Below are 13,083 nucleotides of genomic sequence, written 5' to 3'. Positions count from 1 at the left end.
AGGACCGCCCATGTGCGACCATTGCGTGATCGAAGGCGTGAAGGAACGGATGCTCTCCCGGCGCGCCATGCTGGGCGCTGGCGCCGCCGCGGCGGCGGCCCTGCCGCTGGCCGGCGCCCGCCCGGCGCGGGCCCAGGCGGCGGCGGGAACGCCCGTCGACATGACGCACACCCTGTCCGCCGCCTTCCCGACCTATTTCGGCACCCCCGGCTTCGCGGCCGAGCGGGGCGCGTCCTTCGAGACGGACGGCTTCAACCTTCTCGAGCTGACCATCAACGAGCATACGGGCACCCATATCGACGCCCCGCTGCACTTCTCGGCGGACGGGGCGTCCGTGGACCAGATTCCGGTCGAGAGCCTCGTCTGCCCGCTCTGCGTGATCGACATCGCCGCCCGCGCGGCCGATGATCCCGACGCCCAGGTCACCCCCGACGACGTCGCCGCCTGGACGGACGCCAACGGCCCCATCCCGGACGGGGCCTGCGTGGCGATGTTCTCAGGCTGGGCTGAGAAGGCGCCCGCGGACGGCTTCCGCAACGCCGACGCCGAAGGGGTGATGCACTTCCCCGGATTCCACCCCGACGCCGCCGCCATGCTGCTGGAGACGGGCGCGGCGGCGCTGGCGGTCGACACCCTCTCGCTCGACCACGGGCCGTCGACCGATTTCGCCACCCACTACCTCTGGCTGCCGGCGGGCCGCTACGGGATCGAATGCCTCGCGGGCCTCGACCGGGTGCCCGCCACCGGCGCCACCCTCGTCGTCGGCGCCCCCAAGCACGAGGGCGGCACCGGCGGCCCCGCCCGGGTCATCGCGCTGACCTAGGCGTCCCGCCCGCGATCTGCCCGGAAAACGGGCATCGCGGACGGTCCGTGCCCCATCTCGGGCGGCCAAGGATGGCCGGGCGGACGCAGCCGGGCCTAGGACGGGGGCGGGCACCGAACGCCCGCGCCGCCCACCGGACCCCATGCCGACCGCCATCCCCCGCGCCCGCTACGCCGACATGTACGGCCCCACCACGGGCGACCGGGTGCGTCTGGGGGACACCGCCCTCTGGATCGAGGTCGAGCGGGACCTGACCACCTACGGGGAGGAGGTCGTGTTCGGCGGCGGCAAGGTGATCCGCGACGGTATGGGGCAGGGGCAGCTCGCGCGGGCGGACGGCACGCCGGACACGGTGATCACCAACGCGGTGATCCTGGACCATCAGGGCGTCGTGAAGGGCGACGTGGCGATCCGGGACGGGCGCATCATGGCGGTCGGCAAGGCCGGAAACCCGGACGTGCAGCCCGGCGTCGACATCCCCATCGGCCCCGGGACCGAGATCATCGCCGGCGAGGGGCGCATCCTGACCCCCGGCGGCTTCGACGCGCACATCCATTGGATCTGCCCCCAGCAGATCGACGACGCGCTGCATTCGGGGATCACCACCATGCTCGGCGGCGGCACGGGGCCCGCGCACGGCACCCTGGCGACCACCTGCACCCCCGGCCCCTGGCACATCGCCCGGATGCTGCAGGCGATGGACGGCGTGCCGATGAACGTCGCCGTCGCCGGCAAGGGCAACGCCTCCGCCGAGGCGCCCCTGCGCGAGATGGTCGAGGCCGGGGCCTGCGCCCTCAAGCTGCACGAGGACTGGGGCACCACCCCTTCGGCCATCGACACCTGCCTGCGGGTCGCCGACGCGACCGGCGTCCAGGTGATGATCCACACCGACACGCTGAACGAATCCGGCTTCGTCGAATCCACCGTGGACGCCATCGCGGGGCGCGGCATCCACGCCTTCCACACCGAAGGGGCCGGGGGCGGGCACGCACCCGACATCATCAAGGTCGCCGGCCTGCCCAACGTCATCCCCTCCTCCACCAACCCGACCCGGCCCTACACGGCCAACACCCTGGAGGAGCATCTCGACATGCTCATGGTGTGCCATCACCTGAGCAGGCAGATCCCCGAGGACGTCGCCTTCGCCGAATCCCGCATCCGCAAGGAGACGATCGCCGCCGAGGACATCCTCCACGACCTCGGCGCCTTCTCGATCATCGCCAGCGATTCCCAGGCCATGGGCCGGGTGGGCGAGGTGGTGACCCGCACCTGGCAGACGGCGCACAAGATGAAGGTCCAGCGCGGGGCGCTGGACGGCGACGGCGAGGCCGACAACCTCCGCGCCCGGCGCTACGTCGCCAAGTACACGATCAACCCCGCCATCGCCCACGGCCTCTCGGCCGAGATCGGCAGCGTCGAGGTCGGCAAGCGCGCCGACCTCGTCCTCTGGTCGCCCGCCTTCTTCGGCGCCAAGCCCGACATGGTGCTGCTGGGCGGCATGATCGCGGTGGCGCAGATGGGCGACCCCAACGCCTCGATCCCCACGCCCCAGCCGGTCCACTCGCGTCCGATGTTCGGCGCCATGGGCCGCGCGGTCGAGCATTCCGCCGTCGCCTTCGTCTCGGCCGAGGCGCACGATGGGGGCCTGCGCGAGCGGATCGGCCTGAACCGCGCCACGGCGCCCATCGAGGGCACCCGCGCCGTGGGCAAGGCGGACATGGTCCTGAACGACGCCGCCCCGCATATCGAGGTCGACCCCGAGACCTACGAGGTCCGGGCCGACGGCGCCCTCCTCACCTGCGAGCCGGCGACCGAGCTGCCGCTCGCCCAGCGCTACTACCTCTTCTGAGCTGCCCATGACCCTTCCCCGCGCCCCCGCCATCGCCCCTCCCGGCCCCTCGGACGACGCCGTGTCCCTCGACTACGAGGGCCGGATGCTGCGCCGCCGGCGCCTCGCCGGACGCGGGGGCCTCGCGTTCGTCGCCGACCTGCCGGAAACGGTCAGCCTCTCGCCGGGGGACCGTTTCGCGCTCGAGGACGGCCGTCATGTCGCCGTCGAGGCCGCGCCCGAGGCGCTGATGGTCGCCCGCGCGCCCGACCTCGCGCGACTGGCCTGGCACGTGGGCAATCGGCACACCCCCTGCCGGATCGAGCCGGACCGCCTCGTGCTGCGCCGGGACCCCGTGCTCGCGGACATGCTCCGCCGCCTCGGCGCGCGGCTGGAGGAGGTCGAGGGCCCGTTCGAGCCCGAGGGCGGCGCCTACGGGATGGGCCGGACCCTGCCGCACGACCACGACCATCCCCAGGCGCACCCCCATGGCTAAGGCTGAGGCGCTCCTCTCCCTCCAGCAATGGCTCTCCCCGGCCTTCCCGACCGGGGCCTTCGCCCATTCCCACGGGCTGGAGGCCGCGCACGCGGCGGGCGAGGTCGGGCGCGAGGACATCGGGCGCTGGCTCTCGGACGTGATCGCGCACGGCGCGGGCCGGCAGGACGCCACCATCCTCGCCGCGGTCCTCGGGGGGCGCGACCCCGGCGAGATGACGGCCCTCGCCGCCGCGCTCGCCGGTTCGGAAGGGCGCTGGCGCGAGACGGCGGGGCAGGGCGCCGCGATGGCCGCCGCCCTGCGCGCCGCCGGAACGGCCGTGCCGGACGGCCCGGTGCCGGTCGTCCTCGGCCTCGCCGCGCGCCCGCTGGGGCTGCCGCCCGCCACCGTGGCGGCCAGCCAAGTCCAGGCCTTCGCGTCGATGGTCCTTTCGGCGGCGCAGCGCCTCCTGCCCCTCCCCCAGACCGAGGCGCAGGCCCACCTCGCCGCCCTGCGCCCCCTCGTCCTGCGGACCGCCGAGGCGGCCGCCGCCACGCCGCCCGAGGCGCTGACCACCGCGGCCTTCGCCGGCGAGGTCGCCGCCATGCGGCACGAGACGCTCCAGCCACGGATGTTCCGCACGTGATCCCTAGGAAGACCTCTGCGACGAAGGGCCTCCGTCCATGAACGGCCCCCTGCGCGTCGGCATCGGCGGGCCCGTCGGGGCCGGCAAGACCACCTTGACGGCCGCCCTCTGCCGCGAGCTCGCCGACCTCTCCGTCGCGGTCGTCACGAACGACATCTACACCCGCGAGGACGCCGAGGCGCTGGTCCGCGCCCAGGCCCTTCCGGCCGACCGCATCCGCGGGGTCGAGACGGGCGGCTGCCCCCACACCGCCATCCGCGAGGACGCCAGCGTCAACCTCGCCGCCGTGGCCGAGCTGAACGGCGCCTACCCCGATCTCGACGTCGTCCTGATCGAGAGCGGGGGCGACAACCTTGCGGCGACCTTCACGCCCGAGCTGGCCGACGTGACCGTCTACGTGATCGACGTGGCCGCAGGGGGCGACATCCCCCGAAAGCGGGGTCTCGGGATGACCCGCTCGGACGTGCTGGTGGCGAACAAGGCCGACCTCGCGCCCCATTGCGGCGTAGACCTCGGGCGCTACCGCGCCGATCTCGACGCCGCGCGCGCGGGCCGTCCCTGGGTCCTGGCCGAGCTGCGCGCCGGCCGCGGCGCGTCGGAGGTCGCCGCCCTCCTGCGCGAGGTAGGCGGCCTTCCTAGCCCTTCGTGACGCCTGCCAGGCGGGCGAGGCGCGCGAAGCGGCGATAGGGGACCGCGCCGGCCCCGTGCCGCAGGACCGCCGACAGGAGGGCCGGCCGCCGTGCCGCGTGCAGCCGGTCCGCCAGCCGCATCAGGTAGAGGGGCGAGCTCCGCCGCGCGTCGCGCCAGATCTCGGCGAAGCTCTCCGGGTCGAGGTCGCCCAGCGCCGCGCTTCCCAGGAGGCGGCCCATGCCCCCGCCCTGCCGCAGCACGACCTCCGGCGCGGGCCCGGCCCCCCGCATCCGCAGCGCCGTCGCCCCGGCCCCGAGGAACAGCGCCGCGTGCATCGCGTCCTCGTCGACCTGCGGATCGAAGAGGACGAAAGCCGCACCGGCGCCCCGCGCCATGTCCGGCGCATAGGCATAGGGCCCCCACCAGTCGAGGCGCCGACCCTCCGGCGTGCGGCGGTCCCAGGGCGCGACGCGGGGGTCCAGCGTCGCGACCGGGGCGATCGCCACGACCCGCGCGCCCGGCGCGGCGAGGCTGTAGGCGGCGGCCGCGTAGCCGGCGGGCCCGGTGCCGTGGAAGACGATCTGCTCGAACCCGTCGAACCACTCGCCCTCGTTCCGCCCGTCGAAGAGACCCGTGACGAAGGGCTCGCGGAACCAGGACCGCCCCTCGGAGAGGACGTGCAGGCCCGTCCAGCCGGCCCGCGCCGCCACGGCCGCCGGATCGCCGGGCAGGTCCTTCTCCGCCTCCGCCCGGTCGAGCGCCGCGAAGTGCACCAGCAGCGTTCCCGCCCGCCGCCCGCCGGGCACGTCCACCACGTGGATCCCGCCGCCGGACCGCACCGCCGCCCCGTCCGGCGCGTGCCGCTCCTTCCAGGCGGCCAGGGCCTTCGACCCCCTGCCAAGCTCGTTCGGCATCCTCGAACCTTTCCGGGCGCCGTCCGAACCCTCGCCTGCCGGGGCGTGGCCGCCAGCGGCCGGATCGCGGGCCCGGTGCTCCAACGCGGCCGGTGGTCGCGGGTTTCCGCCCCTCCCGGATCCGGGCGGCCGCCCCGGCGCGGTCAGCGACCCGCGTCCACCGCCCTTCTCGCCGCGGCGAGAAGGGGCGCGGCCTCCTCCGGCCGCAGCGCGCGGATCGGGCGCGCCATCAGCAGACGGCCCATCAACGCGCGGAAACGCTCCTCCTCCAGCAGCGCCCTCAGCCGCCGCCGCCGCCAATCCAGCGCCGCCTCGTGCAGCGCCGCGACCCCCGGCAGGGCCATCAGGCGCGCCGCTTCCTCGCGCCGCGCGGGGCCGAGCGCCTCCGCCGAGCGGTCCTCCTCCGCGTCGAAGTCCCGCTCCGCCCAGTAGTCCATGCCCAGGGCGTCCCCGGGATGCGCGGCCCGCCCGCGCGCCGCCTTCAGGACGTAGTCCGCGGCCGAGCCCAGCGGATAGTGGTTCAGCTGCGCCAGCCGATGGTTGTCGCGCCCGAAGGGCAGGAACAGGCGGTCCCACCCGTCCGGCATCCGCCGACCGGAGGTGTCGAACCAGACCATCCCGCCGCGCCCCCCGCGCGGGCGATGGACCCCGAGGCGGTTCCACGTCCCGTCCCGCCGCACGAGCCCCTTGAACATCGCCGCCTTCCAGGGCCAGGCCGCGATCCGCGGCGCGGCCCGCACGAAGAGGTCCGGCACCGGCCCCTCCGTCAGCGCCTTCGCCCCGCCCGAGCCGAAGATCTTCCATCCCAGCGCGATCCCCCCCGCCTCGGGCAGCGCCCCGATCAGGTCGGGCAGCCTGCCGCCGCCGACGCGGACCACGGGGAACTCGTCCACGTCCATGGGCAGCACCCACTCCGCCGCCCGCACCAGCGGATGCCGCGCGGCCGCCTTCAGCGCGGCGAACTGCGGCCCCTTGTTGCCGTGCGGCCCGGGGTTCGGCACGTGGACCACCCCGGCGGGTGCCAGCGCCTCCAGCATGCGGTCCGTCCCGTCCCCGCAGTCGTTCGAGAAGGCCAGGACGTCCGTCACCCCCGCCGCCCGCGCATGGGCAAGCCAGTCCACCAGCCGCGCGCCCTCGTCCCGAACCGTGAGGACCGCGGCGATGCGCGGCCCGCTCACCACCGGCGCTTGAACGCGGCGACCTTGCCGTTGCTGGCCTTGGGGAAGAACACCAGCCCCGCCCTGTGCATCGCGTCGAACACCGCCGCGACGCCGTCCTTGCCGATCCATTGCGGGTGCAGCTCCAGGATGGCCAGCCGCAGCCCCTCCAGCGGCATCCGCGGCACCAGGTCCGCCTCCGCCCCCTCGATGTCGCAGATCAGCGCGGTCGGCTCCGCCTCGGCGAAGGCCTCCGACATCCCCTTCAGGGGCACGGTCTCCTCGCGGACGATCCCCGGCGGGCCCGGGTCCATGGACGAGGCGACGAACGCCTCGCGGATGTAGAACCTGGCGCCGCCGGCCGCCTCGCCATCGGGCGCGAGCAGGGCGTTGTGCGCCGTCGCCCGCCCCTCGACCCCGTTCGCCTCGTGGACGCGGCGGATATAGGGGATCAGCGCCGGGTTCGCCTCGTAGCAATGGGCCGCCTCGACCCGGCAGACCTTCGCGGCGAAGGTGGACATGAAGCCGATGCCTGCCCCGATCTCCAGCACCCGGTCGGGCCGGCGCAGCAGCCGGTGCGCCGCGTCGGCCTCCTTGCGCTCGTAGGTCCCGCGGCGCAGCGCGCGCAGCGTCTCCCCGTCGGGCAGCCCGTCCTCGCGGGGGAAGCGCACGCCGCGGCATTCGACGTAGGGGGCGGGATCGTCCAAGTTCAGCTCTCCATGTCGAGGGCGAGGGCCCATGCCACCCGCTCCGCCGGGGCGACATCGATCTCCAGCGCGCGGTCCCACAGCTCGCGGAACTCGGGGATGCCCTTCAGCTCCTCGGCCTTCTCGCGGTGCCAGTCCAGCCCGGCGGCGTGCAGGCGCGCCAGATCCGGGTCGGCCAGCAGCTCGGCCATCCCGGCCTTCATGCGCGGCAGGCTGGCCTGGATCGTCCGGTCGCGCACGTCCGACCAGTCCATCCGCACCCAGTAGTTCAGCCCGATCGACCGGTCCACGTGCAGCGCCCGCCCCCTCTGACGCTTTACCAGGAAGCTTTCCGCCGAGCGCAGGGCGTAATGGTTCAGTTGCAGCAGATCGTATCCGATCGACTGCAGGTCGCTCCGCCATCCGCGCTCCGCATAGCGTTCGGGCATCCGCTTTCCCGCGCCGTTCACCCAGACCGCCCGGCCCGGGGCGACGGGCTTGTTCGGCCGGTGGCAGGACAGCTTCCCGTAGAGGCCGAGGTTGCGCGTCATCGTCTTGAAGCCCCACGCCGTATGGGGCTTGGGCAGGTACTTAGGCGCCGCCCACTCGAACTCCTCGATCACGGGGCGACCCGACAGCCTACGCACGCCCCCGTGCCCGAAGAGGCGCCAGGTCATCGCGACGTTGGTCGTCTCCTCCGGGCACTGGCCGAGGAACCACTGGATCGTGCCGTCTCCGCCCCGGACGTTCACGAACTCGTCCACGTCGAGATGCGCGATCCACTCGGCGTCCCGGATCGCCGGCTCCCTCATCGCGCGGTTCAGCGCGTATTGCTGGGGCGAGTTGCCGCGCCAGTCGTCGTTGGACCGGTGCTCGACCACGCCCATGGCCTGCAGCCGGTCCAGGATCGCGTCCGTGCCATCCGTGCAGCCATTGGTGTAGATCAAGAACCCGTCGAAGCCCGCCGCGCGGTGATGGGCCACCCATTCGACGACGTAGGGCGCCTCGTTCTTCATGCAGCCGACGATGACGAAGGGCCGCCCGTCGCCGCCCCGCGCCGCGGCGGGGTAGGGGGGCGGGACATCCCCCTCGCCTCGGGGGGCGAGGTCGTCATGCGGCGCGAACCGTCCCGCCAGCAGCCCCGGCAGCTCCCGCCTGGCCAGCGCTGGCAGCAGCCGCGCGCCCCCCGGGGTCAGCTCGATGCGGGTCGCCTCGTCTCCCGTCCCGCCCTGCGCCCTCGCGTCCGCCTCCAGCCGCGCCCGCGCCGCGAGGAGGCGGGCCGAAGCGCGAAAGCCGAGGCCCGTCTCCGGCGCCTCGAACGCGCGCGCGCCCGGCGCCCCGGACGGGCCCGTCCCCCCTCCGGCCGCCTCCGCGACCGCGCCGAACGCCGCGGGGTCCAAGGGCGGGCCGTCCACGGCCGCGTCGTCCAGGATCGCGGCGCGGGTGCGCGGCTGCGGCGGGGGCGCGCCCTTCGCGGCGCACCACTTCGCCAGCGCGCCGTTGACCTCGATCCAGCGGGCCACGCTCCGGGCCGAGGCGGGGGCCGGCGGCGCCCAGTCCGGCGCCCGCGCCGGCACGTGCCCCAACCCGAAATCCTCCCCCAGCACGTCCGGCATGGCGTTCTGCCAGCGCCCCATGTCGAAGGGCCGCAGCCGCACGGACCCTTTCCCGAACGTCTCCTCCCAGGCGCGGCGCAGCCCGGCGACGTCCAGCCAGGGCGCGGGCCCCTCCAGCTCCGGGAAGAGGCCGGCGCCCGCGTCGCGTGGCGGCAAGGCCGCCCAGGCGGCGTCCCACCAGCGATCCCGCGCGTGCCCGGCCAGCGCCACCTCCGCCCCGAGGGGCGCCAGCCGGCCCTGCCGCGCCTGATCCTCGGTCACGCGCGCCAGCATGGCGCCCACGGGCGCGACATGCGCCAGGACCGTCACCCGCCCCAGCGGACGGACCAGGGCGGCCAGCCGCTCCCGCTCCTCCGGATCCACCAGCCACGCCAGCTCGGGGCAGCTCAGCACCACGCGGCCGGCCTCCGCGCACTCCCGCGCCAGCTCCTCGGCGAGCTTCAGGCGCAGCGCCTCCTGCGCGGCCGGATCGGCCAAGCCGCGCGCCGCGCGCAGCGCGTCCGGCGCCCCCGGCGAGGTCGAGGCCAGCCACAGCCGGACGTGGTTCCGCCGCCCCGGCGCCAGCGGGAACACCGCGCCCCCCCGCGCCATCCGGCCCCGCGCCTGGGCCAGCGCCTCCTGCACGCGTCCCGGATGGGTGCCCGGCAGGCCGACGTGAAGGACGACCTCCCTCACAGCCCGACTTCCTCGATCAGCGCCAGCTCCGCGGGGGGGATCGTCGGCGCCGCCCTCAGCCGGGCGGCCAGGTCCGGCCACTCCCGCAGCAGCCGCTCCTCCTTCGCGCGGTGCGCGGCGACGGCGGCGTCGTGCAGCGCCGCGATCCCGTCCAGCGCCTTCAGCCGCGCCACCTCCGCTTCCAGCCGGGGCAGCCAGCGCAGGATGGACCGGTCCTCCCAGGCGTCGTCGTTCCGCTCGCGCCAGTAGCGATCGTCGAAGGCCCGGTTCTCGCGGTTCACGTCGCCACGGTCGTTCTTCACGAGGTACGACCCGAGGGACCGCAGCGCATAATGGTTCAGCGTGGCGAAGCGGCGCGCGCCCTTGGCGGGGAACTTGCGGATGCGCCGCCTGTTCGCCGCCGCCAGGAACCGATCCGGCACCTCGCGCCCGGACCCGTCCGTCCAGCGGGGCGGGTCGCTCCGCAACCGCCGGTCCTTCGCGAAGGGCCTGTGCGCGCCGAAGTACTTCAAGGGAAAGTCCGCCCGCACCAGCGTCTTGACCTCGATCGCCGTCTCGCCGTTCCAGCAGTCGGGATCGTGCGTCCGGGTGAACTGCCCGATCACCGGCCGGTCCTCGAACCGCTCGACCCCGCCCGAGGCCATGAACTGGAACGTCAGGCTGATCGCCTGGGGGTCCCCGCAGGTCGCCACGAGGTCGGCGAGCGTCCCGTCCCCGGCATGGACGTTCAGGAACTCGTCCACGTCGGCGATCCAGACCCACTCGGCCCCCAGCACCAGCGGATGGTGCGCCGCCGCCTTCAGCGCCTCCATCTGGTAGTTGCGCCCCTCCGCCGGGTTCGGCAGGTGCACCACGATCCCGTGCCCCGCCAGCGCGTCCAGCAAGGCGTCCGTCCCGTCGTCGCAGTCGTTCGAGTAGAAGAGGTGCCCCTCGATCCCGAGGCACCGGTTCCACGCGATCCACTCCAGAAGGAACGGCCCCTCGTTCTTCACGCAGGTCACGGCGGCGGCGAAGGTCATTCCGGGCGCCTCTTGCGGCGCTTCATCGGCTCGCCCCGCGCGCGTCCCACGGCCATCGCGGCGCGCTTGCCCTCGCGGAAGGACGGCACCCGCCAGGGCGCCCCCTCCTCGATCAGCCCGCCCGCGACCAGCCCCTCGCGCAGCCGCTCGAAGCTCAGGTGCCCCCAGCTCTGCCGGTCGCCGAACCCCGCGCTCTCGGGGGCCCATTCGCTCTCCACCGCGTCGATCGCGACCGGATCGATGCCGCCGAACCCCTCCAGCTGCCGCCCGATGTTCTCCCACGCGCGGGAGGAGCGGCGCAGCACGATCCCGACCCTCGCCCCCTCGGGCGCGGCGAACCCGTAGAGGTGCAGCGCGCTCCCGTCGAGGCCGACGACCCTTTCGGCCGTGCGGTACCGCGCGAGCTGCTCGGCGAGGGGGTGCTCCTGCGGGTGGTAGATCTCGTAGCCCGAGGCGGCGAGGTTCTCCTCCAAGACGTCCTCCAGCAGCGCGCCCCCCTCGCGCCCCCCGAGGCCCGTGCGCGAGAGGTAGAGCGGCCCCGACCGCTCCGCCGGCCGCACGCGCCCCGCGAGCCGCCGCGCGAAATCGTGCATGGGCGCGGTCCCCCGCGCGATCGGCCCCAGCCCGAAGCCCTGGCCCGGCACGACCAGCCGCTCGACCCGCGTGGGCGCCTTCAGGATGCGGACGGGCAGGTGGCCCAGCCCCGCCGCGGCGAGGAAGTCGCGCTGCCATCCCAGCGGCTCGACGTTCCGCGCGGGCCGCTTCGGCACGAACACGATCCCGTCCAAGTCGGAGGGATCCGGCCAGAGGCGGGCGGTCGACTCGCAGAGGAAATGCCCGAAATGCACCCAGAACTGCCCCGCATAGAGGTGCCGCCCCTCCAGCGTTTCGGCAGCCTCCGCCGCCGGCGGGGCCGAGTTCGTGACCCGCCCGCTCCGGTACATCGCCGATTCCGGCACCCAGGCCCCTTGCGCGTCCCGCACCCCGCAGGGCTGCGAGAGGGCGGATTCCTCCGGCGGCAGGACCACGGCGCCCTCGACCTCGCGCAGGGCGACCGACCAGCCGCCCGAGGGATCGGGCAGGCCCGGCGGCTCGGGGTCGAGCGCGAGGGGGCGTTCGGTCGCGGTCACGATATGCGGGCTTCCGGCGTCATGGGGGCATCATCGCCCACGGGTGTTTCGGGTGTGTTAACGCACCGTGCGCCGGGCCTGAACCGGCGCGCCCGCGCCCCTCCGCGCCCGTTGCCCGCAAGGCGCGGGGGCCGTTGCGTCACGCGCGCCGCGCGGTGGCCGTCAGCAACCCCATGCCGATCAGGACGGCGCCACCCGCCCGCGTCATCGCCCGCCGGACGGAAGGCCGCCGCAGCCGCCCCCCGGCCCAGGCCGCCAGCAGCGCATAGGTGCCCGAGTTCGCGAACCCCACCGCGGCCATGGTCCCCACCACGGCGGCGAGCTGCGGCAGCGCGGGGCGGGCGGGGTCGACGAACTGCGGCACGAAGGCGACGAGGAACCCGATGGACTTGGGGTTCAGCGCGGTCACGGCGAAGGTGCCCCGCAGGACGGCCCAGCCCTCGCCCGGGGCTGGCTCCGCCGCGCCGGCGGGATCGGCTTCGGCCCGCAACATCCTGATCCCGAGCCATATCAGCCAGGCCGCCCCCAGCCATTTGAGCACCGTGAAAGCCGTGGCCGACGCCAGCACGAGGGCGCCGAGCCCCGCCATCACCGCCAGCGCCGCGACGAAGTCCCCCAGCGCCACGCCCGTCGCCGCCGCCAGCGCCACCCGCCGCCCCCGCGCGGCCGCCAGCGTCACCACCATCAGCACGGTCGGCCCCGGTATGGCGAAGACCACCACCGTCGCCGCCAGCAGCGTCAGCCAGGTCTCCAGCGGCACCTCAGAAAACCCCCGCCGAGGCCATCACGGGCAGCACCGCCATCAGCGAGGTCAGGTGGTTCGCCGGCTCGAAGAGCGGCAGGGCGATCAGGATGACGAGGGGCATGTCGGATCAAGCCGCTTCCATGATTGGGACATCCTATCCTCCGGCTTGGCCCGGGCGCAGCCCCGGCCCGCCGCCGCGTCCGCGTCCGGCACTCGCCGGGGCAGGCTAGCACCATGCGCGGCCTCCCGCCAGTCCTCTCGGGCCCATCCTTCCCCTTGCGGGGCCCCAGGGGCTAACCCTCGCGGATGGACACCCTATCCTGGCCCGCCGCCGCGACCCGCTTCCTAGCCCTGCGCCTGCCCGAGGGCGCGCCCCTGCGCGAATCCCTGCAGGAGGCCTTCGACGCACAGCCGGAGGAGGGGGGGTTCCTCGCCGCCGCCGTCGGCTCGCTCGTCCATGCCCGCCTGCGCCCCGCCGGCCTGACCGAGCCGCGCGACATCATCGGCGACCTCGAGATCATGACCCTTTCGGGCACCTTCTCGGCGGACGGCCCGCATCTACACCTCGCCGTCGCCAACGCGGACGGCCGCATGACGGGCGGCCACCTCCTCGACGGCTCGGTGGTGCGGACCACGGCCGAGGTGGTGATCGCCTTGGCCGGCGGCGTTCGCTTCACCCGCCCCGAGGACCCCGGGACCGGCCTCCGGGAGCTCGCCTTCGAGTAAGCGCCGGCCGCGG

The 13,083-nt window shown here is 74.7% G+C and carries 13 protein-coding genes; 6 read left to right on the top strand and 7 right to left on the bottom strand.

Annotated elements, in window-relative coordinates; translation table 11 throughout:
- The first annotated feature begins 10 nt into the window (after positions 1-10).
- From BCF33_RS04595 to ureG, 5 genes are all read left to right on the top strand, one after another.
- On the top strand, positions 11-823 hold the full coding sequence (locus BCF33_RS04595; RefSeq protein WP_106159705.1) for a cyclase family protein: 813 nt from the start codon (positions 11-13) through the stop codon (positions 821-823).
- A 142-nt stretch (positions 824-965) separates the two neighbouring features.
- A complete protein-coding gene (ureC, locus tag BCF33_RS04590) occupies positions 966-2,672 on the top strand; it encodes an urease subunit alpha (protein WP_106159704.1) in 1,707 nt (568 codons plus the stop codon).
- A gap of 7 nt (positions 2,673-2,679) precedes the next feature.
- On the top strand, positions 2,680-3,147 hold the full coding sequence (locus BCF33_RS04585) for an urease accessory protein UreE (RefSeq protein WP_106159703.1): 468 nt from the start codon (positions 2,680-2,682) through the stop codon (positions 3,145-3,147).
- Positions 3,140-3,772 (top strand): urease accessory protein UreF, encoded by a 633-nt coding sequence (locus BCF33_RS04580; RefSeq protein ID WP_106159702.1) that lies wholly within the window; start codon positions 3,140-3,142, stop codon positions 3,770-3,772. Before BCF33_RS04585 ends, BCF33_RS04580 begins: the two co-directional genes overlap by 8 nt.
- A gap of 37 nt (positions 3,773-3,809) precedes the next feature.
- Positions 3,810-4,421, top strand: a complete 612-nt coding sequence (gene ureG / locus BCF33_RS04575) for an urease accessory protein UreG (protein WP_106159701.1) — start codon at positions 3,810-3,812, stop codon at positions 4,419-4,421.
- Here the strand turns inward: ureG and BCF33_RS04570 are convergent.
- The 7 genes from BCF33_RS04570 to BCF33_RS04540 all read right to left on the bottom strand — a co-directional run bounded on the left by BCF33_RS04570 (position 4,408) and on the right by BCF33_RS04540 (position 12,359).
- A complete protein-coding gene (locus BCF33_RS04570) occupies positions 4,408-5,316 on the bottom strand; it encodes a phosphoadenosine phosphosulfate reductase (RefSeq protein ID WP_106159700.1) in 909 nt (302 codons plus the stop codon). The genes ureG and BCF33_RS04570 overlap by 14 nt on opposite strands.
- A 143-nt stretch (positions 5,317-5,459) precedes the next feature.
- Complete coding sequence (locus BCF33_RS04565; RefSeq protein WP_245883721.1) at positions 5,460-6,494, bottom strand: glycosyltransferase family 2 protein; 1,035 nt, start codon at positions 6,492-6,494, stop codon at positions 5,460-5,462.
- A complete protein-coding gene (locus tag BCF33_RS04560) occupies positions 6,491-7,180 on the bottom strand; it encodes an FkbM family methyltransferase (protein ID WP_170073274.1) in 690 nt (229 codons plus the stop codon). The genes BCF33_RS04565 and BCF33_RS04560 overlap by 4 nt, the downstream gene beginning before the upstream one ends.
- 2 nt (positions 7,181-7,182) lie before the next feature.
- Positions 7,183-9,450 (bottom strand): glycosyltransferase family 2 protein, encoded by a 2,268-nt coding sequence (locus tag BCF33_RS14435; RefSeq protein ID WP_281260000.1) that lies wholly within the window; start codon positions 9,448-9,450, stop codon positions 7,183-7,185.
- Positions 9,447-10,469, bottom strand: a complete 1,023-nt coding sequence (locus tag BCF33_RS04550) for a glycosyltransferase family 2 protein (RefSeq protein WP_106159697.1) — start codon at positions 10,467-10,469, stop codon at positions 9,447-9,449. The genes BCF33_RS14435 and BCF33_RS04550 overlap by 4 nt, the downstream gene beginning before the upstream one ends.
- Positions 10,466-11,599 carry a glycosyltransferase family 61 protein gene (locus BCF33_RS04545; protein WP_106159696.1) on the bottom strand — a complete coding sequence of 378 codons (1,134 nt, stop codon included), beginning with the start codon at positions 11,597-11,599 and terminating at the stop codon, positions 10,466-10,468. Before BCF33_RS04545 ends, BCF33_RS04550 begins: the two co-directional genes overlap by 4 nt.
- Before the next feature lie 139 nt (positions 11,600-11,738).
- Positions 11,739-12,359: a LysE family translocator gene (locus BCF33_RS04540; RefSeq protein ID WP_106159695.1), complete on the bottom strand. Its 621-nt coding sequence runs from the start codon at positions 12,357-12,359 to the stop codon at positions 11,739-11,741.
- A gap of 291 nt (positions 12,360-12,650) precedes the next feature.
- Here BCF33_RS04540 and BCF33_RS04535 point away from each other — a divergent pair, with 291 nt between their 5' ends.
- Positions 12,651-13,070: a PPC domain-containing DNA-binding protein gene (locus tag BCF33_RS04535; RefSeq protein ID WP_106159694.1), complete on the top strand. Its 420-nt coding sequence runs from the start codon at positions 12,651-12,653 to the stop codon at positions 13,068-13,070.
- Positions 13,071-13,083 lie beyond the last annotated feature (13 nt).

This window comes from Hasllibacter halocynthiae (assembly GCF_003003095.1).
In the GTDB taxonomy this organism is placed as follows: domain Bacteria; phylum Pseudomonadota; class Alphaproteobacteria; order Rhodobacterales; family Rhodobacteraceae; genus Hasllibacter; species Hasllibacter halocynthiae.
Note: the sequence above shows the minus strand (reverse complement) of the source record. Positions and strands in the feature narration are given on the sequence as shown.

Coding starts and splice junctions, on each gene's coding strand:
- BCF33_RS04595 (WP_106159705.1), top strand. CDS start 11: ATGTGCGACCATTGCGTGATCGAAGGCGTGAAGGAACGGATGCTCTCC.
- ureC (WP_106159704.1), top strand. CDS start 966: ATGCCGACCGCCATCCCCCGCGCCCGCTACGCCGACATGTACGGCCCC.
- BCF33_RS04585 (WP_106159703.1), top strand. CDS start 2,680: ATGACCCTTCCCCGCGCCCCCGCCATCGCCCCTCCCGGCCCCTCGGAC.
- BCF33_RS04580 (WP_106159702.1), top strand. CDS start 3,140: ATGGCTAAGGCTGAGGCGCTCCTCTCCCTCCAGCAATGGCTCTCCCCG.
- ureG (WP_106159701.1), top strand. CDS start 3,810: ATGAACGGCCCCCTGCGCGTCGGCATCGGCGGGCCCGTCGGGGCCGGC.
- BCF33_RS04570 (WP_106159700.1), bottom strand. CDS start 5,316: ATGCCGAACGAGCTTGGCAGGGGGTCGAAGGCCCTGGCCGCCTGGAAG.
- BCF33_RS04550 (WP_106159697.1), bottom strand. CDS start 10,469: ATGACCTTCGCCGCCGCCGTGACCTGCGTGAAGAACGAGGGGCCGTTC.
- BCF33_RS04535 (WP_106159694.1), top strand. CDS start 12,651: ATGGACACCCTATCCTGGCCCGCCGCCGCGACCCGCTTCCTAGCCCTG.